Here is a 24,949-nt window from a genome sequence, read left to right on the forward strand (position 1 = left end):
CGAGGGCGTGATCAGTTGTGGCCATTTCACTGTCTGTGGTGCTGCTGTTGGCGATCATCCTGGTAGTGCTGATCAGAGGGGGGAACATCAAGGCCGGTCCCGCGGTCGTCGCCATCCTGTTCGGCTTCTTCCTCGCGTCGACCGGGATGGCCCCCTCCATCCAGCGCTTCCTCGACTCCATAGCGCAGACCATCAACTCGATCAGCTTCTGAGCCACGCGCGGGCGCGCGCGGGCGCGCGTGCGGGTGCGGGTGCGCGGGGCGTGGATTCCGTACGCCCTGTACGCCGTCCGGCCGCCCCGTTGGGCCGCCGCGCGGCCCGGCCTGACCGGCTCCGGACGCACCGAAGGCCCGGGCGGCGAGGTCGGAACCTCTCACCTGGGCCTTCGGCACGCAGAGCGGGCGACGGGAATCGAACCCGCGTAGTCAGTTTGGAAGACTGAAGCTCTACCATTGAGCTACGCCCGCACGTCATGCGCCGCAGGTCCGTGACCGCGGCACAGGAGGCATCGTAGCGGGTCGTCCGCCGCTGAGGCCAACGTGTTGGTCTGCGCGGATGTGGCGTCGGCGCGGGTGAACAAAGCGGCCGACGCGGGCGGCCCGGGCATGTACCCTACGTGTCGCACCGAAACGGGGTGTGGCGCAGCTTGGTAGCGCGTCCGCTTTGGGAGCGGAAGGCCGTGGGTTCAAATCCCGCCACCCCGACCACCGGATGACGGCGTCCGTCTTGATCGCCTTTTGGGGCGCTGAGCGGCTGCGGTTACTATGCAAGCTGCTGGCCCGTGTGTCCCGGCCCCCGCACGGCGGCCTACGAACTCCTCCGGGCGGCGAAAGTCCGCCGGGCCCCTCTGGCGCCGGCAGAACCCAAGCAGTCAGCCACAAGGAGACCGAACCGTGAAGAGCGCCGTGGAGACCCTGAACCCGACCCGGGTTCGGCTCACTGTCGAGGTGCCCTTCGAGGAGCTCAAGGACAGCCTCGACGCGGCGTACAAGAAGATCAACCAGCAGGTCACGGTGAAGGGCTTCCGCAAGGGCAAGATCCCGGCCCGCGTCATCGACCAGCGGTTCGGCCGCGGGGCGGTGCTGGAGGAGGCCGTCAACGACGCGCTGCCGAAGTTCTACACCGAGGCGGTCAACGAGGCCGAGCTCAACCCGCTGGGCCAGCCCGAGGTCGACATCACCGAGCTGAAGGACGGCGAGACGCTGAACTTCACCGCCGAGGTCGACATCCGCCCCTCCCTGGAGATCCCGGACTACTCCGGCATCGAGGTCGAGGTGGACGCCGTCGAGGTGACGGACGAGGACATCGAGAAGTCCGTGGAGCAGCTCCGCGAGCGCTTCGCCTCCACCTCCCCGGTCGAGCGGGCCGCCGAGGACGGCGACGTCGTCACCATCGACCTTGAGGCCAAGGTCGACGGCGAGGTGCTGGAGGACGGCATCGCGAACGGCGTCTCCTACACCATCGGCTCCGGCGAGCTGCTCGATGGCCTCGACGACGCCGTGAAGGGCCTGGAGGCCGGTGGCGAGGCCACCTTCTCCTCCGAGCTCAAGGGCGGCTCCGCGGCCGGCCGCGAGGCCGAGGTCACCGTCAAGGTCACCCAGGTCGCCGCCCGCGAACTCCCCGCGCTGGACGACGAGTTCGCGCAGCTCGCCTCCGAGTTCGACACGCTCGACGAGCTTCGCGAGGACAGCCGCAAGCGCCTCGCCAACATGAAGACGTACGACCAGGCCACCCAGGCCCAGGAGCGCGTCCTGGAGAAGCTCCTGGAGCTCGTCGAGGTGCCCGTCCCCGAGAAGCTGCTCGAGGACGAGATCAACACCCGCAAGCACAACCTGGAGCACCACCAGCTCGGCCAGATGGGTCTCGACCTGGAGAAGTACCTCGAGATCCAGGGCAAGACCGCCGAGGAGTTCGAGGCCGAGACCAAGGAAGCCGCGGTCAAGGGCATCAAGACCCAGTTCGTCCTCGACGAGCTGGTCAAGGTCGAGAAGCTGAACGTCAACCAGGAGGAGCTCACCGAGCACCTCATGCGGCGTGCGGCCTCCTCCGGCATGTCCCCCGACCAGTTCGCCCAGGCCGTCGTCGAGGGCGGCCAGGTTCCGCTCCTGGTCGGCGAGGTCGCCCGCGGCAAGGCCCTGGCCGTCGTGGTCGAGGCCGCCACGGTGAAGGACACCAACGGCGAGATCGTCGACCTGGACGACGAGGACGAGGACGAGACGGAGGCCCCCGAGGCCGCCGCCGAGGCCACGGACGCCGCCGCCGAGGAGAAGTCCGAGGGCTGAGCCCCACGGCGCCCGTAACGGCGTACAGGGGCTCCTGGGACCATCCCGGGGGCCCCTTCGTCATCCCCCCGGGCTCCGGCCGCGCCGCCTGGGGGGGCGCGGCCGGAGCCCAGGGGGCGCGGGGAACCGCGCGAGCGACCACGACGCGCCCGCACGCGCCCACGCGCGACACGACCACGACCAGCGGCCGTCGGCCACCGGCGTTGCCGCTACGCCCCCGGCGAACAGCCCTCTTACCGGGATTCCCCGAAGGGACCATCGCGTTAGGGTCCATGAGTACGAGGGCAGCCAAGCCCCCGGCTACGGAAACGTGAGACGGCCCGGCGCCGTCGTAAGACGAGCAGGTGGATACGTGACGAATCTGATGCCCTCCGCCGCCGGCGACACTTCCTTCGGTGGTGGCCTCGGCGACCAGGTCTACAACCGGCTGCTCGGCGAGCGGATCATCTTCCTCGGCCAGCAGGTCGACGACGACATCGCGAACAAGATCACCGCGCAGCTGCTGCTGCTGGCGGCCGATCCCGGCAAGGACATCTACCTCTACATCAACAGCCCCGGTGGTTCGGTGACGGCCGGCATGGCGATCTACGACACCATGCAGTACATCCCGAACGACGTGGTGACCATCGCGATGGGCATGGCCGCCTCGATGGGCCAGTTCCTGCTCACCGGCGGTGCCGCGGGCAAGCGCTTCGCGCTGCCGCACGCCGACATCATGATGCACCAGGGCTCCGCGGGCCTCGGCGGTACGGTCTCGGACATCAAGATCCAGGCCGAGTACCTGCTGCGCACCAAGAAGCGCATGTCCGAGCTGACCGCGCAGCACTCCGGCCAGACCGTCGAGGCGATCGTCCGCGACGGCGACCGCGACCGCTGGTTCACCCCGGAGGAGGCCAAGGAGTACGGTCTCATCGACGAGATCATCACGCATGCCTCCGGTGTTCCGGGAGGCGGCGGCACCGGCGCCTGACACCAGGCCCCGCCACGCCACGCCCCGCCGAGACTCCAGCCCCCGAACGCCACCAGGACGGTGAACACCCTCATGAGCAACATTCCCGGCGCCGCTGACGCCCGCTACGACGGGCCCCGGCCCGACGCCCGCTACGTCATCCCGCGCTTCGTCGAGCGCACCTCCCAGGGCATCCGCGAGTACGACCCGTACGCGAAGCTCTTCGAGGAGCGCGTGATCTTCCTCGGCGTCCAGATCGACGACGCCTCCGCCAACGACGTCATGGCGCAGCTGCTGTGCCTGGAGTCGATGGACCCCGACCGGGACATCTCGATCTACATCAACAGCCCGGGCGGCGACATGACCGCCCTCACGGCGATCTACGACACGATGCAGTTCGTGAAGCCCGACATCCAGACGGTCTGCATGGGCCAGGCGGCGTCCGCCGCGGCGATCCTGCTGGCCGCCGGCACCCCCGGCAAGCGCATGGCGCTGCCGAACTCCCGGATCCTGATCCACCAGCCGGCCGGCTCCACGGGCCGCGGCCAGCTCTCCGACCTGGAGATCATCGCCAAGGAGTTCACGCGCATGCGTGACCAGCTGGAGACCATGCTGGCCAAGCACTCCAACCGGCCGGTCGAGCAGGTCCGCGAGGACATCGAGCGCGACAAGATCCTCACGGCCGAGGAAGCGCTCGACTACGGCATCGTGGACCAGATCATCTCCACCCGGAAGATGAACAACGCTGACGTCCGCTGACAGAGGATGTAGTCTCTGCCGCCCTTGGCCCGGTTCCACCGCGGGCTCGGCAAGGTGCACGTCAAAGTGAACCGTGCCAAGGGGGGCCCGTACGGGGGTCCCGGCAAGGTACCGTCGACATAAGGCAGCACCAGGAGCCGCTGGATTCGGAAGAGTCCAGGCGTCTCCCAGGCGAAGGGGAAGCACACCGTGGCACGCATCGGTGACGGCGGCGATCTGCTCAAGTGCTCGTTCTGCGGCAAGAGCCAGAAGCAGGTCAAGAAGCTCATCGCAGGGCCCGGTGTGTACATCTGCGACGAGTGCATCGACCTCTGCAACGAGATCATCGAGGAGGAGCTCGCCGAGACGAGCGAGGTGCGGTGGGAGGAACTCCCCAAGCCCCGCGAGATCTACGAGTTCCTCGAGGGCTACGTGGTCGGCCAGGAGGCCGCCAAGAAGGCCCTCTCGGTCGCGGTGTACAACCACTACAAGCGGGTCCAGGCCGGCGAGAACGGCGGCGGCCAGAGCCGCGAGGACGCCATCGAGTTGGCGAAGTCCAACATCCTGCTGCTGGGCCCCACGGGCTCCGGCAAGACGCTCCTGGCGCAGACCCTGGCCCGGATGCTGAACGTCCCGTTCGCGATCGCCGACGCGACCGCGCTGACGGAGGCGGGCTATGTGGGCGAGGACGTCGAGAACATCCTCCTCAAGCTGATCCAGGCGGCCGACTACGACGTCAAGAAGGCCGAGACCGGGATCATCTACATCGACGAGATCGACAAGGTCGCGCGGAAGAGTGAAAACCCGTCCATCACCCGGGACGTCAGCGGCGAGGGCGTGCAGCAGGCCCTGCTGAAGATCCTGGAGGGCACCACCGCGTCGGTCCCGCCGCAGGGCGGCCGCAAGCACCCGCACCAGGAGTTCATCCAGATCGACACGACGAACGTGCTGTTCATCGTGGGCGGCGCGTTCGCGGGCCTGGAGAAGATCATCGAGTCCCGGGCGGGCGCCAAGGGCATCGGCTTCGGCGCGACCATCCGCTCCAAGCGCGAGCTGCAGTCCAAGGACCAGTTCGAGGACGTCATGCCCGAGGACCTGGTGAAGTTCGGCATGATCCCCGAGTTCATCGGCCGGCTGCCCGTCATCACCTCCGTGCACAACCTGGACCGCGAGGCCCTGCTCCAGATCCTGATCGAGCCGCGCAACGCGCTGGTCAAGCAGTACCAGCGGCTGTTCGAACTGGACGGCGTGGAGCTGGACTTCGAGCGCGAGGCGCTGGAGGCCATCGCCGACCAGGCCATCCTCCGCCAGACCGGCGCGCGCGGCCTGCGCGCCATCATGGAGGAAGTCCTCATGTCGGTGATGTACGAGGTGCCGTCCCGCAAGGACGTGGCCCGCGTCGTCATCACCGCCGACGTCGTCCACTCCAACGTCAACCCGACCCTGATCCCGCGCGACGCGCGCGGCCGGGGCCCGGGGGAGCAGAAGTCGGCGTAACCCCCGTACGACGAACGACGCAAGGGGCCCCGGTCGACCGCGACCGGGGCCCCTTGCGTCGTTCGGCGTCAGAGCTTGACGCGGACCTCGTTCCGCAGCTTGGCCGTGAGCCGCGCGTTGTCGGCGACCAGGTTGCCGTTGCTCCCGGCCAGATTGGCGAAGCTGAACGCCGAGACGATGCCGACGGTGCTGTGGTCGCCCCATATGCACATGGGCGACTTGAGGGTCTTCGGCTCACCCGCGGAGCCACCGGCACTGTTGTCGACCTGTATCACCTGGCACTTCATGACGCCGTTGGTGAAGCCCGCCGGCTCGACCGTCTCGGGGCTGCCGACCAGCTTGCTCTTGTCCGACGAGCCGCTCTTCTCGGCCTCGGACTTGACCTTGGCGAACATGGCGTCGACGACGGCATCCGGGTCGTCGATCGTCCCGTAGACCCCGGCGAACGAGAGGCTCTTCGTCGTCAGGCCCGAGCCGTTGCCGTATCCGGCGCTGACGGCCTTCGGGTTCTTCACGCCCATCTTCTCGAAGTCCGAGACATCGGAGTCGGTCAGCCCGTCCGAGGAACCGGAGCTGTCCGACTTCTTGTACGTCCCGTCGATGACCGTCGCCGGCGTCGTCAGCTTGTGCGCGCCGTCGTCCTTGATGCCCTCGCCACCGCCGCCCCCGGCCAGTACGAAGTACGCGCCCACCGCAACGGCGGCGACCACCGCCACCGCCCCGATGACCAGCCCCGTCTTCTTCTTCCCGCCCCCCGGAGCGGGCGGCTGCGGAACGCCGTAGGGAGGCTGGCCGTAGGGGGGTTGCTGGCCGTACGGGTTCGGCTGCGGGGGAACGCCCTGCTGCGGGTAGCCGTAGCCCGGCTGCGGCGGCTGCTGCCCGTAGGGTCCCGGCTGCGGCGGGGCGGCCGGGGGAGCCTGCTGGGGGTAGCCGTAGCCGGGCTGGGGCGCCTGCGGCGGCTGGCCGTACGGACCCGGCTGCTGTCCGTAGGGCCCAGGCTGCCGCGGCGGCTCCCCGTACGGGCCCGGCTGGTTGTGACTCATCTCTGGGTTCCCCTCCAGATGCTTATGTGTTCCTGACATCCTGTCCCAGCCGACGGAGCCCGACGGCGCGGGGGTGCGCACCGTTACAGAACAAAGGCGTTTCGGGACAGCACCGAGACACCCCTAAACTGAGCCCCGTGACCGAGAACGCTCATCAGCAGCCCACAGCGCCCAGCACCGAACTGCCGACCCAGTACGCGCCGGCCGACGTAGAGGGGCCGCTGTACGAGCGCTGGGTGGAGCGCGGTTACTTCGCGGCCGACGCCAAGAGCGACAAGCCCGCGTACACCATCGTCATCCCGCCGCCCAACGTCACCGGCTCCCTGCACCTGGGCCACGCCTTCCAGCACACGCTGATGGACGCGCTGACCCGCCGCAAGCGCATGCAGGGCTTCGAGGCCCTGTGGCTGCCCGGCATGGACCACGCCGGCATCGCCACCCAGAACAAGGTCGAGCAGCAGCTCGCCGAGGAGGGCAAGTCCCGCCAGGACCTCGGCCGCGAGGAGTTCGTCGAGCGGGTCTGGCAGTGGAAGGAAGAGTACGGCGGCAAGATCCTCGGCCAGATGCGCCGGCTCGGCGACGGCGTCGACTGGGACCGTGAGCGCTTCACGATGGACGAGGGCCTGTCCAAGGCCGTCCAGACCATCTTCAAGAGGCTCTACGAGGACGAGCTGATCTACCGCGCCGAGCGCATCATCAACTGGTGCCCGCGCTGCCTGACGGCCATCTCGGACATCGAGGTGGAGTACCAGGAGGACGACGGCGAACTGGTCTCCATCACCTACGGCGAGGGCGAGGAGACGCTGGTCGTCGCCACCACCCGCGCGGAGACGATGCTCGGCGACACCGCCGTCGCCGTCCACCCCGACGACGAGCGGTACAGGCACCTGGTCGGCCGGCGCATCAAGCTCCCGCTGACGGACCGTACGATCCCCGTCGTCGCCGACACGCACGTCGACCCCGAGTTCGGCACGGGTGCCGTCAAGGTCACCCCGGCCCACGACCCGAACGACTTCGCGATCGGCCAGCGGCACGGCCTGGAGTCCATCACCGTGATGGACGAGCGCGCCGTCATCACCGTCCACGGCCCCTTCGAGGGTCTGGACCGCTTCGAGGCACGGTCCGCGATCGTCGCCGCGCTGCGCTCGCAGGGCCGGATCGTCGCCGAGAAGCGGCCCTACGTCCACTCCGTCGGCCACTGCTCGCGCTGCGGCACGACCATCGAGCCGCGGCTGTCCATGCAGTGGTGGGTCAAGGTCGCCCCGCTGGCGAAGGCCGCGGGCGACGCGGTCCGCGACGGCCGGGTCAGGATCCACCCCGAGGACATGTCGAAGCGGTACTTCGACTGGGTCGACAACATGCACGACTGGTGCATCTCGCGCCAGCTGTGGTGGGGCCACCGCATCCCGGTCTGGTACGGCCCGGACGGCGAGGTCGTCTGCGTCGGCCCCGACGAGCAGCCGCCCGGCACCGAGGCGGAGGGCTGGAAGCAGGACACCGACGTCCTGGACACCTGGTTCTCCTCCGGCCTGTGGCCCTTCTCCACCCTCGGCTGGCCCGAACAGACCGCGGACCTGCGGAAGTTCTACTCCACCGACGTCCTGCTGACCGGCCACGACATCATCTTCTTCTGGGTCGCCCGGATGATGATGTTCGGCCTGTACGCGATGGACGGCGAGGTCCCCTTCCGCACCATCGCGCTGACCGGCCTGGTCCGCGACGAGCGCGGCAAGAAGATGTCGAAGTCCTTCGGCAACGTCGTCGACCCGCTGGACTGGATGGACAAGTACGGCTCCGACGCCGTCCGCTTCACCCTGGCCCGCGGCGCCAACCCCGGCACCGACGTCCCGATCGGCGAGGACTGGGTGCAGGCCTCCCGCAACTTCGCCAACAAGATCTGGAACGCCACCCGGTTCGCCCTGATGAACGGCGCCACGGTCCAGGGCCCGCTGCCCGAGCCGGCCGAGATGTCGGCGACGGACCGCTGGATCCTCTCCCGCCTGGGCGAGACGGTCGCCGAGGTCGACGCGTTCTACGACGACTTCCAGTTCGCGAAGCTGTCCGACGCGCTCTACCACTTCGCGTGGGACGAGGTCTTCGACTGGTACGTCGAGCTGTCCAAGACGACGTTCCAGGCCGGCGGCCGGCCCGCCGAGGTCTCCCAGCGGGTCCTCGGCGAGGTCCTCGACGTCACCCTGAAGCTGCTCCACCCGGTGGTCCCCTTCGTCACCGACACCCTGTGGACGACGCTGACGGGCGGCGAGTCGGTCGTCGTCGCGCAGTGGCCGGCCGACAGCGGCTTCCGCGACGAGGCGGCGGAGCGGGAGATCGAGTCCCTGCAGTCCGTCATCACCGAGGTCCGCAGGTTCCGGGCCGACCAGGGCCTGCAGCCCGGCCAGCGGGTCCCGGCCCGCCTCACCCTCGACGGCACGGCCCTGGCCCCGCACGAGGCGGCCATCCGCCAGCTGCTGCGCCTCCAGCCGGAGGGCGACGCCTTCGCGGCCACCGCCACCCTCCCGGTCGCCGGTGCCACGGTCGCCCTCGACCTCTCCGGCACCATCGACGTGGCGGCCGAGCGCAAGCGGCTGGCCAAGGACCTCGCGGCGGCCGAGAAGGAGAAGGCCCAGGCCACGGCCAAGCTGGGCAACGAGGCGTTCCTGGCGAAGGCCCCGGACAACGTGGTGGACAAGATCCGCGGCCGGCTGGCCAAGGCGGACGAGGACATCGCCCGTATCCAGGCCCAGCTGGACCGCCTCCCGCAGGCCTGACCCCGCACGCCCCGCGCAGGCGTCCGGCAGCCCGTCCCCGGGCCGCCGGACGCCTGCGCGCTTCGTCCGTCACCAAGCGCGGACCGGCCACCGCCCTACAATCCAAAAGTAGGGACATAGCCTGGATGTTCCGTTTCGACGCTATGTGGCGGAGGGCGTCCGCATGCTGCGCAGGGGCCGAAGGAGGACACCTCCGCACGGAGGACTGGTCCCTCTGACGGCTGTCACCGGCGCCGTCCTCGCGGTACTGATCGGCGTCGTCTTCCTGATGCTGCTGTGGGCCATCCAGGACGCGCGCGGCTCCCTGGAGACCGCCCGCGCGGGACGGCCCGCGCTGGACCAGGCGGGCGCCGTCGAGAAGACCGTGCTCGACATGGAGGGCGGGCAGCTGGGCTACGTCATCACCCGGCAGGGCGAGTTCCTCGAACCCTGGCGGGCCGGGCGGGCCGCGTTCCCCGTGCAGGCGCAACGGCTCGTCGCCATGAGCCCCTCCGACTCCCAGCGCCGGCTCGCCCAGCAGATCCAGCGGTCCGGGCAGTCCTTCATCGACGACTACTCGGTCCCGCTGGTCGACGCGGTCCGGCGCGGCGACCGGGACGCGACCAGCACGGCACGCACCCGCGACGGCCGGCGGCGCGTCGAGGAGCTGCGCAGCGCGCTCCGGAGCTATCTCGGCGGCGAGCGCGTCGTCATCGACCGGCAGGAGCACGCCCTGGAGCACCGGATGGAACGGCTGGCCCTCGGGGCGTCCATCGGGGTCGCCGGGGCGGTCGTGCTGATCGTCGGCTACGGCGCCTACGTCACCCGCGTGATCGTCTGGCCGGTCCGCCGGATGGCCGGCACCGCGACCCGGCTCGCCGCCGGCGACCTGACCGCCCGCGTGCCGCCCTCGGGCCGGCGGGAGATCGGACAGCTGGAGACGGCGTTCAACACCATGGCGGCCTCCTTGGAGAAGAGCCACCGCCGCCTCAGACTCCTCTACGACGCCGGTACGGCCCTCGGCAACACCCTCGACGTGCGGCGGACCGCCGACGAACTCGTCCGGGTCGCCGTCCCCCGCTTCGCCGACCACGTCACCGTCGACCTGGCGGCGGCCGTCCTGACCGGTGGCGAGCCGGAGAACGCCGACGGCACCACCGTGCTGCGCCGGGTCGCCAGGGGCGGCATCGGCGACCACTCGCCCCTGGACCCCGTCGGCGCCCCCGCCGCGCCCAGCCGGGCCGCCCCCGGCGCCCGCGCGGCCCTCCACTCCGACCTGCGGGTCGCCCCCGAGGGCTGGGCCACCGACGACCGCAGCGCGGAAGCGCTCCTCGCCTACGGCATGGGCTCGCTGATCACCGCGCCGCTGTCGGCGCAGGGCGTGCCGATGGGAGTGATCGCCTTCTGGCGGACCCGCGGCTCCCCGCCGTTCGAGGAGGACGACCTCTCCGACGCCGAGGAACTGGCCGCCAAGACCGCGGCCGCCATCGAGAACGCGCGGCGCTACACCCGGGAACGGGAGACCGCGCTGGCGCTCCAGCGCAGTCTGCTCCCGCACGACCTGCCCGAGCGTCCGAGCGTCGAGGTGGCCTACCGGTACCTGCCGACCGGCACCCGGGCCGGCGTCGGCGGCGACTGGCTCGACGTGATCCCGCTGTCGGGCACCCGGGTGGCCCTGGTCGTCGGCGACGTCGTCGGCCACGGCATCCACGCCTCGGCCACCATGGGGCGGCTGCGCACCGCGGTCCGCACCCTCGCCGACGTCGACCTGCCGCCCGAGGAACTCCTCACCCACCTGGACGACCTCGTCCTCCACCTGGACGACGGCGCCCCGGAACCGGCCGGAGAGGTCGGCTCGACCTGCCTGTACGCCGTCTACGACCCGGTGTCGCGGCGCTGCGCCCTCGCCAGCGCCGGCCATCCGCTGCCCTTCGTGATCACACCGCAGGGTGTCGTGGAGAAGGCCCCCGGCCAGCCGGGACCGCCGCTCGGGCTCGGCGGGCTGCCGTTCGAGACGACCGAGCTGGACCTCGCCGGGGGCACCACCCTCGCGCTGTTCAGCAACGGCCTGGTGCACTCCCGCGACCTCGACCTCAGCCAGGGCCTGGACCGGCTCCGGCGCGCCCTGACGGCCCCCGGGGAGTCGCTGGAGGCCACCTGCGACCACGTGGTGGCCATGCTCCGCGAGGGCGAGCCCGCCGACGACGTCACGCTGCTGCTGGCCCGCACCCACGCCCTGCCCGGCGACCGGGTGGCCACCTGGGAGGTCCCGGCGGACCCCGAGCACGTCGCCCGGGCCCGGACCCTCACCACCGACCAGCTCGGCGCCTGGCGGCTGGAGGACCTGTCGTTCACCACCGAACTGGTGGTCAGCGAGCTGGTCACCAACGCCATCCGCTACGGCGGCTCCCCGATCCGGCTGCGGCTCATCCGGGACACCGCGATGCTGATCTGCGAGGTCTCCGACGGCAGCAGCACCGCCCCGCACCTGCGGCGGGCCCGGGTCTTCGACGAAGGCGGCCGCGGCCTGCTGCTGGTCGCCCAGCTCACCCAGCGCTGGGGCACCCGGCAGACCTCCGCGGGCAAGACCATCTGGTGCGAGCAGTCCCTGCCGCCCGCCGACGCCTAGCCCCCGCCCGGCCCCCGCGTTCCCGGTGCGGCCTCCGGACCTCCTGGGCCGCCGGGCGGCCGCCGGGCTCCGTAGACTGGTGGCGTGAGTGACCTGCCCCCGCGCGACCCCCATGACAGCTTCGACGACAGCTCCGACGACCGCGTCGAGGACGACTTCGACGGCATCGTCGCGGCCGAGACGGACCGCGACCCCGACCTCGCGGTGATCGAGGCCGGCAGCCGGACCCTGCGTACCCAGGGACCCACGCCGCAGGACGACGTCCCCGCCCGCCCCGAGGACCCCGAGGTCGACCGGGCCCTGCGGGAGGTCGAGGCGGACCTCGCGACCCGCTGGGGCGAGACCAAGCTGGAGCCGTCGGTCACCCGGATCGCCGCCCTCATGGACGTCCTGGGCGACCCGCAGCGGTCGTACCCCTCGATCCACATCACCGGCACCAACGGCAAGACCTCCACCGCCCGCATGATCGAGGCCCTGCTCGGCGCCTTCGACCTGCGCACCGGCCGCTACACCAGCCCCCACGTGCAGTCGGTCACCGAGCGCATCAGCCTCGACGGCGCGCCGATCAGCGCCGAGAAGTTCATCGAGACCTACGAGGACGTCAAGCCGTACGTGGAGCTGGTCGACTCCCGGCAGGAGTACCGGCTCTCCTTCTTCGAGGTCCTCACCGGGATGGCGTACGCGGCCTTCGCGGACGCCCCCGTGGACGTGGCCGTCGTCGAGGTCGGCATGGGCGGCACCTGGGACGCCACCAACGTGATCGACGGCGACGTCGCCGTCGTCACCCCGATCGACCTCGACCACACCGACCGGCTCGGCACCACCACCGCCGAGATCGCCGGCGAGAAGTCCGGGATCATCAAGCAGGACGCCACCGTGATCCTCGCCCAGCAGCCCGTCGACGCGGCCCAGGTGCTGCTGAAGAAGGCCGTCGAGGTGGACGCCACGGTGGCCCGGGAGGGCCTGGAGTTCGGCGTGGTCGCCCGCCAGGTCGCCGTCGGCGGCCAGCTGCTCACCCTGCGCGGCCTCGGCGGCGAGTACGACCAGGTGTACCTCCCCCTGCACGGCCCCTACCAGGCCCACAACGCGGCCGTCGCGCTGGCCGCCGTCGAGGCGTTCTTCGGCGTCGGCGCCCAGCGGCCCGAGCCGCTCGCCATCGACACGGTCCGCAAGGCGTTCGCGGCGGTCACCTCGCCGGGCCGGCTGGAGGTCGTACGGCGCTCTCCCACCCTCGTCCTGGACGCCGCGCACAACCCGGCCGGCGCCCGTGCCACCGCCGAGGCGGTGGGTGAGGCCTTCGACTTCAGCCGGCTGATCGGCGTGGTGGGAGCCAGCGCCGACAAGAACGTCCGGGGCCTGCTGGAGGCCTTCGAGCCGATCTTCGCCGAGGTCGTCGTCACCCAGAACTCCAGCCACCGCGCGATGGACGCGGACGAGCTGGCCACGATCGCCGTCGAGGTGTTCGGCGAGGAACGCGTGCAGGTCGAGCCGCGGCTGCCGGACGCCCTGGAGGCCGCGATCACGCTGGCCGAGGAGGAGGGCGAGTTCGCGGGCGCCGGAGTGCTGGTCACCGGCTCGGTCATCACGGTCGGCGAGGCCCGGCTGCTGCTGGGGAGGTCCTGACCGTGCGGACGCTCTGCTCCTCCACCCTGATCGGCGAGTTCTTCGTCATCGGCTTCGCCGCGCTGGTCGCCATGAAGGACCCCGACCTGTCCACCGCCACGGTGTGGCTGGTCAGCGGCATCGCGATGGTCCTGTGCCTGGCCCTGTGCGGCGTGATCACCCGGCCCGGCGGGGTGGCGCTCGGCTGGGCCCTGCAGATCGCGCTGGTCGCCTCCGGCGTCTTCGTGCCGACGATGTACTTCCTCGGCCTGGTCTTCGCGGCCCTGTGGTGGGCGTCGGTGCACTACGGCCGGAAGATCGACGAGGCGAAGGCCCGCTTCGCCGCGCAGGCCGACGGACCCCCGGCCTCCGGAGCTGACACTGCGTGACGGGCGTCCGGACCTGCCCTGTAGCCTCTCCTCACCGCACACGTAAGTACCGCGAAGGAGCCCTCACGTGACTCAGCGCACCCTCGTCCTGCTCAAGCCCGACGCCGTCCGTCGCGGCCTGACCGGTGAGATCATCGGCCGTATCGAGCGCAAGGCCGACTGGCGGATCACCGCGCTGGAGCTGCGCTCCCTGGAGCGGGCGACGCTGGAGCAGCACTACGCCGAGCACGTCGGCAAGCCGTTCTACGAGCCGCTGGTCGAGTTCATGGCCTCCGGTCCGGTCGTCGCCCTGATCGCCGAGGGCGAGCGCGTCATCGAGGGCGTCCGCGCGCTGGCCGGTCCCACCGACCCGATCGCCGCCGCGCCCGGCTCCATCCGCGGCGACTTCGGTGTGATCGTGCGCGAGAACCTGATCCACGCGTCCGACTCCGAGGAGTCCGCGGAGCGCGAGATCAAGATCTTCTTCCCGGGCCGCGCGTAGCCCGTCCGGGGCCGACGCGCCCCGCGAGGATTTTTCGTGGACGTTTTTGACGGGGTGTCAGTCCGGCGGTCCATGTGACCTGGGACGGCCGGATGATTTCGGCCGTCCCTCGGCATATGCGTGCCGATCGGGGGAACGAGTGCCCCCGTCGGACCGTCTCCACAAGCGAGACGGCTCCGTACGTGCTGACAATGGCGAAGACCCTCGCGCAGTGTTCGTGCAGGCGCGTCTACCATGGAAGCCTTCACGTCACAGCACCCACTTCGCCGACCTGATATGCCCTCAAAAGCTCCCAGGAAGGCCAGACGAATCCTGATGGGGAACTCAATGTCGTTCATCGGCCGTGACATGGCTGTCGACCTCGGGACCGCCAACACGCTGGTGTACGTCAGGGGTCGCGGGATCGTACTCAACGAGCCGTCCGTCGTCGCGATCAATACGAACACCGGTGGAATCCTGGCAGTCGGCGCGGAGGCGAAGAAGATGATCGGGCGCACGCCCGGCAACATCGTCGCCGTGCGCCCGTTGAAGGACGGCGTGATCGCCGACTTCGAGATCACCGAGCGGATGCTCCGCTACTTCATCCTCAAGATCCACAAGCGGCGCTACCTGGCGCGGCCGCGGGTCGTCGTGTGCGTGCCCTCCGGCATCACCGGAGTCGAGCGCCGCGCGGTGATCGAGGCGTCGTCGCAGGCCGGTGCCCGCCAGGTGCACATCATCGAGGAGCCCATGGCCGCGGCCATCGGCTCCGGCCTGCCGGTCCACGAGGCCACGGGCAACATGGTGGTGGACATCGGCGGCGGCACCACCGAGGTCGCGGTCATCTCCCTGGGCGGCATCGTCACCGCCCAGTCGATCCGCGTCGCGGGCGACGAGCTGGACAACGCGATCATCCAGCACATCAAGAAGGAGTACAGCCTCCTCCTCGGTGAGCGCACGGCCGAACAGATCAAGATCACGATCGGTTCGGCGTACGAGCTGGACTCCGACGAGCACACCGAGATCCGCGGCCGGGACCTGGTCTCCGGCCTGCCGAAGACCGTGGTCATCTCGGCCGCCGAGGTCCGCAAGGCGATCGAGGAACCCGTCAACGCGATCGTGGACGCCGTGAAGACGACGCTGGACAAGTGCCCGCCGGAGCTGTCCGGCGACATCATGGACAGGGGAATCGTTCTGACCGGCGGCGGAGCACTGCTGCGCGGCCTGGACGAGCGGCTGCGCCGGGAGACCGGCATGCCCATCCACATCGCCGAGGACCCGCTGGACAGCGTGGCGCTCGGCTCCGGCAAGTGCGTCGAGGAGTTCGAGGCGCTCCAGCAGGTCCTGGACGCCCAGCCGCGCAGATGACGTGACTCTTCGATTCCGCCGTACGAGACGAGCCCCTCTCGTGCGGCGGATCGTTGATATGGAGGCATAGGCTCCACCAACGAGCCTCTGCGCTCACCGTTTTACCGAAGAACAACCCCCTATTCCTGAAGACAGCTCCCCGCAATTTCCTATCGAGGAAGGCACGGCCGCCGCACGTGAGGGACACGAAAGAGAGCCGGCTGCTCCTGGTGCTGCTGATCGCGATCGCGTTCGCGCTGATCACGGTGGACATCCGAGGTGGCAGGAACTCCCCGGTCGACGGCGCCCGACAGGCCGCGGCCGCGGCCTTCGGCCCGATCGAGAACGGCATGTCGTCGGTGGTGGACCCGGTCGGCAACGCCGTCTCCGCCGTCCGCGACTCCGACGACCGGCACGACCGGCTGGCCCGGCTGGAGAAGCAGAACGCGACGCTCAAGGCGAAGCTCGGCAGCGACGACCGCAACCGCAGCCGCCTCAACCAGCTGGACTCGATGCTGAAGATGGCCGGCGAGGGCCAGTACGGCATCAAGGGCGCCCAGGTCATCGCCATAGGGTCGGCCCAGGGCTTCTCCTGGACCATCACCATCGACGTCGGCGCCAACGACGGCATCAAGCGCGACATGACCGTCCTCAACGGCAGCGGCCTGGTCGGCCGGGTCACCACCGTCGGCCCTGACGCCTCCACCGTGCTGCTCGCCAACGACCCCGACTTCACCGTCGGCACCCGGATGGAGGGCAGCGACGAACTCGGCTTCGCCTCCGGCCAGGGCGACCGCCCGCTGCGCGTCGAACTCCTCAACGGTAAGGCCGAGGTGAAGAAGGGCGACCGGCTCGTCACCTTCGGCTCCGAGGCCGACCGGCCCTTCGTGCCCGGGGTCCCGGTCGGCACCGTCACCGGCGTCGACCCGTCCAACGGCGGTCTCACCCGCACCCTCTACGTCACGCCGTTCGTCTCCTTCACCAAGCTCGACATCGTCGGCGTGGTCGTCGAGGCGCCGAAGAAGGACCCGCGCGACGAGGTGCTCCCCACCAAGCCGAAGCCGACACCGACCCCGACGGTGACCGTCACGGTCACCCCGTCCGCGAGCGCCAACACGGCGTCCGATTCGGGCACCGCCTCGGCCACGGAGTCCGCGACGGACTCGGCCACCGACGAGACCGACACCAACGCCCAGCGGTAGGAGCTGAATCCTTTTCATGCGCGTCAACCGGATCCTGCTCTCCTCCGCCCTCGTCGTCGTCTCCCTGGTGATCCAGGTGAGCGTCCTGGCCCGTCTCCACCTCCCCGGCGCCGTCCCCGACCTGATGCTGCTCACCGTCCTCGGCCTCGCCATGGTCTACGGCCACGTGGGCGGCGCCCTCGTCGGCTTCGGCGCCGGACTCCTCGCCGACCTCGCCCCGCCCGCCGACCACGCGGCCGGCCGCTACGCCCTCGTGCTCTGCGTCGTCGGCTACTGCGCCGGCCTGATCAAGCCGGAGAACGGCCGCCTGAAGTCCGCGACCGGGCCGATGCTCGTCGTGGTCGCCGCCGCCGTCGGCTCCACCCTGCTGTACGCGGGCGTCGGCGCCCTCGTCGGCGACACCGCCGCCCGGCACGTCGGCATGACCAGCCTGCTGATCACCGCCGCCCTCTACGACCTGCTGCTCGCCCCGTTCGTGGTCCCCGGCATCATGTGGCTGGCCCGCCGCGCCGACAGCGACCCGCTGACCGAGGCCAACTCCGGCAAGAGCGGCGACATCTCCTCCGGCTGGCTCTCCTCCGGCACCGGACTGCGCATCGGCGGCCAGCGCGGCGGCCTCGGCTCCCTGAAGGCCAGAGCCCGCACCCGCAATGTGCGCGTCGGCCGCATCAAGGGGGTCAAGCGGCTGTGAGCGCGGGGGAGTTCACCCGGCCGCCCGGCGACGCGGCCCACAGCTTCGTCGTATATGACACGTACGTACAGCACGGAGAGGGGGAGGCAACCCAGTGACCAACATTCCCGAGACCGGTCGGAGCACACGGGTCCAGATCCGTCTCGTCGTCATCCAGATCCTGGTCCTCTCCCTGCTCGGCACGCTCGGCGGGCGCCTGTGGTACCTGCAGATCCGGGAGGGCGCCGAGTACCAGAAGCAGGCCTCAGGCAACCACGTCCAGCAGGTCGTCGAGCCCGCCGTGCGCGGCTCGATCCTGGACGCGCGCGGAGTCCCCATCGCCGACAACGAGACCCGGCTCGTGGTCTCCGCCTCCCGTACCGACCTGCTCAAGCAGAAGGACGACGGCAAGGCGGTCCTCACCAAGCTCGCGGGCGTCCTCGGGATGAACCCCACCGACGTCACGCAGAAGGTCCGCCTCTGCGACTCCAAGACCCCGCAGCCCTGCTGGAACGGTTCGCCCTACCAGCCGATCCCGATCACCGACGAGGCCACCGCCAAGCAGGCCCTGCAGATCCGCGAGCGCGCCGAGGACTTCCCCGGCATCAGCGCCGAGCCCGAGGCCGTGCGCCGCTACCCGGCTCCCGGCAAGGCCAACACCTCGCAGGTCCTCGGCTACCTCTCCCCGGTCACCGACGACGAGATCCAGCAGGCCCAGAACTCCAGCTCGCCCTACCTGCGCTCGGACATGGTCGGCCGCTCCGGCCTGGAGCGCCAGTACGACAAGGAACTGCGCGGCAAGGCCGGCGTCACCCGCTACGAGGTGGACAACCTCGGCCGGGTCATCGGCAAGGCCAAGTCCGACGCCGCCCAGCCCGGTTCCAACCTGGTCACGAGCATCGACTCCCGCGTCCAGCGGGTCGCCGAGTACGAGCTGGACAAGGCGATGAAGGTCGCCCGCCAGCAGTACGACAAGATCACCAGCCAGAACTACAAGGCCGACTCCGGCGCCGTCGTCGTGATGGAGGCCAAGACGGGCCGGATCGTGGCCATGGCCTCCGCGCCCACCTACGACCCGAACGTCTGGGTCGGCGGCATCTCCGCCAAGGACTACAAGGCCCTCACCGGCAAGAACTCCGACTACCCGCTGCTCAACAGGGCCATACAGGGTCAGGCGGCGCCCGGTTCGACGTTCAAGGTGGTCTCCACGGCCGCCGCGGTCCAGGCCGGTTACGTCTGGGACGGCGGATATCCCTGCACGAGTTCCTACTCGGTGGGCGGCCAGGTCTTCAAGAACTTCGAGGGCGAGAACTTCGGCCCGATCTCGCTCGGCCGCGCCCTGGAGGTGTCCTGCGACACCGTCTTCTACGGCCTCGCCGACAGCGAGTGGAAGAAGGACGGCGGCATCAACCCGAAGAAGAACCAGCCCAAGGACTGGTTCTTCAAGACGGCCCACCAGTTCGGCCTCGGCAAGGAGACCGGCGTCGACCTCCCCAACGAGGTCACCGGCCGCGTCCCCGACCGCCAGTGGAAGCTCGACTACTGGAACGCCAACAAGGACGCCTGGTGCAAGTCCGGCAAGAAGGACGGCTCGTACGTCGAGAAGATCGAGTACGAGAACTGCCTCGAAGGCAACAAGATGCGCGAGGGTGACGAGATCAACTACTCCATCGGCCAGGGCGACACGCTCGTCACGCCGATCCAGGAGGCGATGATCTACGGCGCGGTGGCCAACGGCGGCACCGAGTACCAGCCGACCATCGGCAAGGCGGTCGTCAGCGCCGACGGCAGAACCGTCCAGGAGATCAAGCCCAGGCCGATCCGCAAGCTGCCCGTCAGCCAGGCCACCCTCAAGGGCATGGACGACGCCTTCGCGGGCGTCATCACCCGCGGTACCGCCGCCTGGAAGTTCGGCGGCTGGCCGCAGGACAAGATCGCCCTGCACGGCAAGACCGGTACCGCCGAGGTCTACGGCAAGCAGACCACCTCGTGGCTCGCGACGTACTCCAAGGACTACACGGTCATCATGACCATCGCCCAGGCCGGAACCGGTTCCGGTGCCTCCGGTGAGGCGGTCCGCAACATCTACAGCGCGCTGTACGGCGTCGGCGCCGACGGCTCCATCGACAAGAACAAGGCACTGCTCTACACCCCGCAGCAGGGCCTGCCCAAGGTCCGCCCGGACGGCACCATCGCCGCCCCGAAGGTCTCCAAGGACGCGGCGAAGGACTTCCAGGCGACCCAGAAGGGCGACAAGGGCGACGGCAGCGGCCAGCCGACGCCGGCCACCTCGCCCTCGCCGTCCTCGGGCAACCGCGACACCCGAAGGCGGGCGCGCAAGAGGGGAAGCCGGAGGATGCTGACGTGACGTGCGTGTGCGACGAAAGGGCCGCGGCATGACCGGGGCCAACAGCTTCTCCGTCTCCGGATACGGTCCCGCGCGGGCCGGCTGGACCCGGGTCTTCGCCCGGGACTCGCTGGCCCGCCGCCTGGACTGGCCGATGCTGATGGCGGCCCTCGCGCTGTCCCTGCTGGGCTCCCTGCTGGTGTACTCGGCGACCCGCAACCGCACCGAGATCAACCAGGGCGACCAGTACTACTTCCTGCTCCGGCACCTGATGAACACCGGCATCGGGCTCGCCCTGATGATCGGCACGGTCTGGATCGGCCACCGGCAGCTGCGCAACGCGGTGCCGATCCTGTACGGCCTGTCGCTGCTCGGCATCCTCGCCGTGCTCACCCCGCTGGGCTCCACCGTCAACGGCGCGCACTCCTGGATCGTGCTCGGCGGCGGCTTCTCGCTCCAGCCGTCCGAGTTCGTCAAGATCACGATCATCCTGGGGATGGCGATGATACTGGCGGCCCGGGTCGACGCCGGCGACAAGAAGTACCCCGACCACCGCACGGTGCTGCAGGCGCTCGGCCTGGCCTCGGTGCCGATCCTGGTCGTGCTGCTGATGCCCGACCTCGGCTCGGTCATGGTCATGGTGATCATCATCCTGGCCGTGCTGCTCTCCTCCGGCGCCTCCAACCGCTGGATCTTCGGCCTGCTGGCGACCGGCCTGCTCGGCGCGATCGCGGTCTGGCAGCTGCACATCCTGGACGAGTACCAGATCAACCGCTTCGCGGCCTTCGCCAACCCCGAACTCGACCCGGCCGGCGTCGGCTACAACACCAACCAGGCCCGGATCGCCATCGGCTCCGGCGGACTGACCGGCGCGGGCCTCTTCCACGGCTCGCAGACCACCGGCCAGTTCGTGCCCGAGCAGCAGACCGACTTCGTCTTCACGGTGGCGGGAGAGGAACTGGGCTTCGCCGGCGCGGGCCTGATCATCGTGCTGCTCGGCGTCGTCCTGTGGCGCGCCTGCCGGATCGCCCGCGAGACGACCGAGCTGTACGGCACGGTCGTGGCGGCCGGCATCGTCGCTTGGTTCGCGTTCCAGGCGTTCGAGAACATCGGCATGACCCTCGGCATCATGCCGGTCACCGGCCTGCCGCTGCCGTTCGTGTCGTACGGCGGCTCGTCCATGTTCGCGGTGTGGGTGGCGGTGGGGCTGCTGCAGTCGATCAGGGTGCAGCGCCCGATGTCGGCCTGAGGAGGACCGCGGTACCAGGCGCGGACGAGGGCGAGGGGAACACCCGGTATGCGGCGAAAGAGCCGTCTGCCGGTTGTTCACCTCGCCCTCGTCTTCGTGCCACCCCGGATTCACCTCCCGGGCCCGCTGTCCCCGCGACGCCAGGGCGATTAGATTCGGTTCATGGCGGATACGAAGCGTGAGATCGAGCGCAAGTACGAATCCGACGAGAGCGGGCTGCCCGACCTGACCGGCGTCGCCGGCGTGGCGAACGTCGTGGACAAGGGCACCGCCGAACTCGACGCCACCTACCACGACACCTCCGACCTGCGACTCGCCTCGGCCCGCGTCACCCTGCGCCACCGCACCGGGGGCACCGACGCCGGCTGGCACCTCAAACTCCCGGTGGCCCCCGGAGTCCGCGACGAGATCCACGCCCCGCTCTCCGACGCCCTCCCCGCCGAACTGGCGGGCCTGACCCGCTCCCGGGTCCGCGAGGGCCGGCTGGTCCCGGTGATCCGCCTGCGCACCACCCGCGACATCCGCCACCTCGTCGACGCCGACGGCACCCTGCTCGCCGAGGTGAGCGTCGACCACGTCCGCGCCGAACGGCTCTTCGGCGGCACCGGCAAGGCGCAGTGGACCGAGATCGAGGTGGAACTCGCCGACGGCGGCGACCCGGCCTTCCTCGACAAGGTCGAGAAGCGGCTGGGCAAGGCGGGCGTACGGCCCTCGGAGTCCGCCTCGAAGCTGGAGCGGGCCCTGGCCGCGACCAAGGGCGGCAGACCGCACCCGCGGGTCCACGACTCCGGCACCCCCGGCACCGCCGGCGCCCTCGTCCTCGCCTACGTCCGCGCCCAGCGGGACGCGATCGTCGCCCTCGACCCCGCCGTCCGCCTGGACACCGAGGAGGGCGTCCACGACATGCGCGTGGCCACCCGGCGGCTGCGCAGCACCTTCCGCACCTTCGGAAAGGTCCTCGACCGGCGGATCACCGACCCGCTCGCCGACGAACTGAAGTGGCTCGCCGCGGAACTCGGCGCCGGCCGCGACCAGGAGGTCCTCGCCGACCGCCTGCTCACCGCCCTGGCCGAGGTCCCCGGCCCGCTCGTCTCAGGACCCGTCCACGACCGGCTGCGGGCCTGGGCCGACGCCGGCGCCCGCGGCTCCCGCGGCCGGCTCGCCGGCGTCCTCGACTCCCGGCGCCACCTCGCCCTGCTGGACGCCCTGGACGCCCTGCTGGCCGACCCGCCGCTGCGCCCCGCGGCCGCCGGGGACCCGGAGAAGGTCCTCGCCAAGGCCGTACGCCGGGACTTCGCGAAGGTGACCGGCCTGATCGAGACCGCCATGGCCCAGCCCCCCGGCCAACAGCGCGACCTCGGCCTGCACGAGGCCCGCAAGAAGGCCAAGCGCACCCGCTACGCCGCAGAGGCGGCCCGCCCCGCCCTCGGCCGCCCCGCGAAGGCACTGGTCACCTCCATGAAGTCGCTCCAGTCCCTGCTCGGCGAGCACCAGGACAGCGTCATGGCCCGCCGGACCCTGCGCGAACTGTCCGCGGTGGCGCACGCGGCCGGCGAGAGCGCGTTCACCTACGGGCTGCTGTACGGCCGCGAGGAGCGGCGGGCCGCCGAGGCGGAGGCGAGGACACCGGGCACCTGGCGCAAGATCAGGAAGGATGCGCGCGTCTGAACGGGCGTACGGGGGACACCGCCGGGCGCGCTACGCTGGATGACCACCCTCCCCCAGCCGTCGGCCGGGGGTGCCCCCAGTCAGCTCACAAAGGTCCGCGAGATGCCTGCCGAAGCCGCCGCCCAGGTCGCCGAGTCTGTGTTCCCGCAGCTCGAAGCTCTGCTCCCGCATGTGCAGAAGCCGATCCAGTACGTCGGCGGAGAGCTCAACTCCACGGTCAAGCCCTGGGAGGACTGCGACGTCCGCTGGGCGCTCATGTACCCGGACGCCTACGAGGTCGGCCTGCCCAACCAGGGCGTCATGATCCTCTACGAGGTGCTCAACGAGCAGCAGGGCGTCCTCGCCGAGCGCACCTACAGCGTGTGGCCGGACCTGGAGGCGCTCATGCGCGAGCACCGGGTCCCGCAGTTCACGGTGGACAGCCACCGCCCGGTGAAGGCTTTCGACGTGTTCGGCCTGTCCTTCTCCACGGAGCTGGGCTACACCAACATGCTCACCGCCCTGGACCTCGCCGGCATCCCGCTGGAGTCCGAGGACCGCGGCCTGGACGACCCGATCGTCCTGGCCGGCGGCCACGCGGCCTTCAACCCGGAGCCCATCGCCGACTTCATCGACGCGGCGATCATCGGCGACGGCGAACAGGCCGTCCTCGACATGACGAAGATCATCCGTGACTGGAAGGCGGAGGGCCGCCCCGGGGGCCGTGAGGAGGTCCTCCTCCGCCTCGCGAAGACGGGCTCCGTCTACATCCCGGCCTTCTACGACGTCGAGTACCTGGCCGACGGCCGGATCGCCCGTGTGGTCCCGAACCGGTCGGGCGTGCCGTGGCGGGTCTCCAAGCACACCGTCATGGACCTGGACGAGTGGCCCTACCCCAAGCAGCCGCTTGTCCCGCTCGCCGAGACCGTCCACGAGCGCATGTCCGTCGAGATCTTCCGCGGCTGCACCCGCGGCTGCCGCTTCTGCCAGGCCGGCATGATCACACGCCCGGTCCGCGAGCGCTCGATCACCGGCATCGGCGAGATGGTCGACAAGGGCCTCAAGGCGACCGGCTTCGAGGAGGTCGGCCTGCTCTCCCTGTCCTCCGCCGACCACTCGGAGATCGGCGACATCGCCAAGGGCCTGGCCGACCGCTACACCGAGGACAAGATCGGCCTCTCCCTGCCCTCCACCCGGGTCGACGCCTTCAACGTCGACCTGGCGAACGAACTGACGCGCAACGGCCGCCGCTCCGGCCTCACCTTCGCCCCCGAGGGCGGCTCCGAGCGGATGCGCAAGGTCATCAACAAGATGGTCTCGGAGGACGACCTGATCCGCACGGTCGCCACCGCCTACGGCAACGGCTGGCGCCAGGTGAAGCTCTACTTCATGTGCGGCCTGCCCACCGAGACCGACGAGGACGTCCTGCAGATCGCCGACATGGCGATGAACGTCATCCAGAAGGGCCGCGAGGTCTCCGGCCAGGGCGACATCCGCTGCACGGTCTCGATCGGCGGGTTCGTCCCCAAGCCGCACACCCCGTTCCAGTGGGCCCCGCAGCTGTCCGCGCAGGAGACGGACGCGCGCCTGGAGAAGCTGCGGGACAAGATCCGCGGCGACAAGAAGTACGGCCGCTCGATCGGCTTCCGCTACCACGACGGCAAGCCCGGCATCGTCGAGGGCCTGCTCTCCCGCGGCGACCGCCGCGTCGGCGCCGTGATCCGCGCGGTCTACGAGGACGGCGGCCGCTTCGACGGCTGGCGCGAGCACTTCTCCTACGACCGCTGGATGGCCTGCGCCGACAAGACGCTGCCCGCGCTCGGCGTGGACGTCGACTGGTACACCACCCGCGAGCGCGGCTACGAGGAGGTCCTGCCCTGGGACCACCTCGACTCCGGCCTCGACAAGGACTGGCTCTGGGAGGACTGGCAGGACGCCCTCGACGAGACCGAGGTCGAGGACTGCCGCTGGACCCCCTGCTTCGACTGCGGGGTGTGCCCGGCCATGGACACCCGGATCCAGGTCGGCCCGACCGGCAAGAAGCTGCTGCCGCTGACGGTCAAGAACGCGGGCCCCGCCCCGGCCGCGAGCGGGCACACGCACTGAGGTGAGCGGCGGGCCGGGCCGGGCGGAGTGCCCGGTCCGGCCCGC

General features: G+C 70.4%; 18 protein-coding genes and 2 tRNA genes. 18 read left to right on the forward strand and 2 right to left on the reverse strand.

From position 1 onward, the window contains the following. Nucleotides 1–17: 17 nt before the first annotated feature. Nucleotides 18–212: a hypothetical protein gene (locus tag ACIRQ9_RS25540; RefSeq protein ID WP_404177807.1), complete on the forward strand. Its 195-nt coding sequence runs from the start codon at nucleotides 18–20 to the stop codon at nucleotides 210–212. 184 nt (nucleotides 213–396) lie between these two features. Here ACIRQ9_RS25540 and ACIRQ9_RS25545 read toward each other — a convergent pair. Beyond that, nucleotides 397–467 (reverse strand) — tRNA-Gly (locus ACIRQ9_RS25545). Between the two features lie 163 nt (nucleotides 468–630). Here ACIRQ9_RS25545 and ACIRQ9_RS25550 point away from each other — a divergent pair. The 5 genes from ACIRQ9_RS25550 (at nucleotide 631) to clpX (ending at nucleotide 5,466) form a co-directional block, all read left to right on the forward strand. After that, a tRNA-Pro gene (locus tag ACIRQ9_RS25550) sits at nucleotides 631–707 on the forward strand. A gap of 186 nt (nucleotides 708–893) precedes the next feature. Further along, nucleotides 894–2,282, forward strand: a complete 1,389-nt coding sequence (tig, locus tag ACIRQ9_RS25555) for a trigger factor (protein ID WP_404177810.1) — start codon at nucleotides 894–896, stop codon at nucleotides 2,280–2,282. Between the two features lie 364 nt (nucleotides 2,283–2,646). Continuing rightward, nucleotides 2,647–3,252: an ATP-dependent Clp protease proteolytic subunit gene (locus ACIRQ9_RS25560; protein ID WP_404177959.1), complete on the forward strand. Its 606-nt coding sequence runs from the start codon at nucleotides 2,647–2,649 to the stop codon at nucleotides 3,250–3,252. A gap of 72 nt (nucleotides 3,253–3,324) precedes the next feature. After that, nucleotides 3,325–3,990 (forward strand): ATP-dependent Clp protease proteolytic subunit, encoded by a 666-nt coding sequence (locus tag ACIRQ9_RS25565; RefSeq protein ID WP_404177813.1) that lies wholly within the window; start codon nucleotides 3,325–3,327, stop codon nucleotides 3,988–3,990. Nucleotides 3,991–4,179: 189 nt separating this feature from the next. After that, nucleotides 4,180–5,466 (forward strand): ATP-dependent Clp protease ATP-binding subunit ClpX, encoded by a 1,287-nt coding sequence (gene clpX, locus ACIRQ9_RS25570; protein ID WP_404177816.1) that lies wholly within the window; start codon nucleotides 4,180–4,182, stop codon nucleotides 5,464–5,466. 68 nt (nucleotides 5,467–5,534) lie between these two features. Here clpX and ACIRQ9_RS25575 read toward each other — a convergent pair whose 3' ends face one another. Next, nucleotides 5,535–6,509, reverse strand: coding sequence for a hypothetical protein (locus ACIRQ9_RS25575; RefSeq protein ID WP_404177819.1), 975 nt, complete (start codon nucleotides 6,507–6,509; stop codon nucleotides 5,535–5,537). Between the two features lie 137 nt (nucleotides 6,510–6,646). On the opposite strand from ACIRQ9_RS25575, the gene ACIRQ9_RS25580 reads away from it, so the two are divergent. From ACIRQ9_RS25580 to ACIRQ9_RS25635, 12 genes are all read left to right on the forward strand, one after another. Then, the gene (locus tag ACIRQ9_RS25580) at nucleotides 6,647–9,277 is read left to right on the forward strand and encodes a valine--tRNA ligase (RefSeq protein ID WP_404177822.1); all 2,631 of its coding nucleotides are present in this window, start codon (nucleotides 6,647–6,649) and stop codon (nucleotides 9,275–9,277) included. Nucleotides 9,278–9,440: 163 nt separating this feature from the next. Then, nucleotides 9,441–11,885, forward strand: coding sequence for a SpoIIE family protein phosphatase (locus ACIRQ9_RS25585; protein WP_404177825.1), 2,445 nt, complete (start codon nucleotides 9,441–9,443; stop codon nucleotides 11,883–11,885). 84 nt (nucleotides 11,886–11,969) lie between these two features. Further along, the gene (locus ACIRQ9_RS25590) at nucleotides 11,970–13,508 is read left to right on the forward strand and encodes a bifunctional folylpolyglutamate synthase/dihydrofolate synthase (RefSeq protein WP_404177828.1); all 1,539 of its coding nucleotides are present in this window, start codon (nucleotides 11,970–11,972) and stop codon (nucleotides 13,506–13,508) included. Between the two features lie 2 nt (nucleotides 13,509–13,510). Continuing rightward, nucleotides 13,511–13,876 carry a DUF4233 domain-containing protein gene (locus ACIRQ9_RS25595; RefSeq protein ID WP_404177832.1) on the forward strand — a complete coding sequence of 122 codons (366 nt, stop codon included), beginning with the start codon at nucleotides 13,511–13,513 and terminating at the stop codon, nucleotides 13,874–13,876. 67 nt (nucleotides 13,877–13,943) lie between these two features. After that, nucleotides 13,944–14,357, forward strand: a complete 414-nt coding sequence (gene ndk, locus ACIRQ9_RS25600) for a nucleoside-diphosphate kinase (RefSeq protein ID WP_351319394.1) — start codon at nucleotides 13,944–13,946, stop codon at nucleotides 14,355–14,357. A 327-nt stretch (nucleotides 14,358–14,684) separates the two neighbouring features. Continuing rightward, nucleotides 14,685–15,704, forward strand: coding sequence for a rod shape-determining protein (locus ACIRQ9_RS25605; protein ID WP_046734341.1), 1,020 nt, complete (start codon nucleotides 14,685–14,687; stop codon nucleotides 15,702–15,704). 176 nt (nucleotides 15,705–15,880) lie between these two features. Beyond that, nucleotides 15,881–16,885, forward strand: a complete 1,005-nt coding sequence (gene mreC / locus ACIRQ9_RS25610) for a rod shape-determining protein MreC (RefSeq protein ID WP_404177836.1) — start codon at nucleotides 15,881–15,883, stop codon at nucleotides 16,883–16,885. Between the two features lie 16 nt (nucleotides 16,886–16,901). Continuing rightward, nucleotides 16,902–17,576, forward strand: a complete 675-nt coding sequence (gene mreD, locus ACIRQ9_RS25615) for a rod shape-determining protein MreD (RefSeq protein WP_351319398.1) — start codon at nucleotides 16,902–16,904, stop codon at nucleotides 17,574–17,576. A 94-nt stretch (nucleotides 17,577–17,670) separates the two neighbouring features. Continuing rightward, nucleotides 17,671–19,923, forward strand: a complete 2,253-nt coding sequence (gene mrdA, locus ACIRQ9_RS25620; protein ID WP_404177839.1) for a penicillin-binding protein 2 — start codon at nucleotides 17,671–17,673, stop codon at nucleotides 19,921–19,923. Nucleotides 19,924–19,951: 28 nt separating this feature from the next. After that, a complete protein-coding gene (gene rodA, locus ACIRQ9_RS25625; RefSeq protein ID WP_404177962.1) occupies nucleotides 19,952–21,151 on the forward strand; it encodes a rod shape-determining protein RodA in 1,200 nt (399 codons plus the stop codon). Between the two features lie 162 nt (nucleotides 21,152–21,313). Next, entirely contained in the window at nucleotides 21,314–22,819 is a 1,506-nt protein-coding gene (locus ACIRQ9_RS25630; protein ID WP_404177842.1) for a CHAD domain-containing protein, read from the forward strand. Nucleotides 22,820–22,921: 102 nt separating this feature from the next. Continuing rightward, the gene (locus ACIRQ9_RS25635) at nucleotides 22,922–24,904 is read left to right on the forward strand and encodes a TIGR03960 family B12-binding radical SAM protein (protein ID WP_404177845.1); all 1,983 of its coding nucleotides are present in this window, start codon (nucleotides 22,922–22,924) and stop codon (nucleotides 24,902–24,904) included. The last annotated feature ends 45 nt before the right edge of the window (nucleotides 24,905–24,949 follow it).

The sequence above is a fragment of the Streptomyces sp. NPDC101237 genome, assembly GCF_044767465.1.
GTDB classification, from domain to species: domain Bacteria; phylum Actinomycetota; class Actinomycetes; order Streptomycetales; family Streptomycetaceae; genus Streptomyces; species Streptomyces gramineus.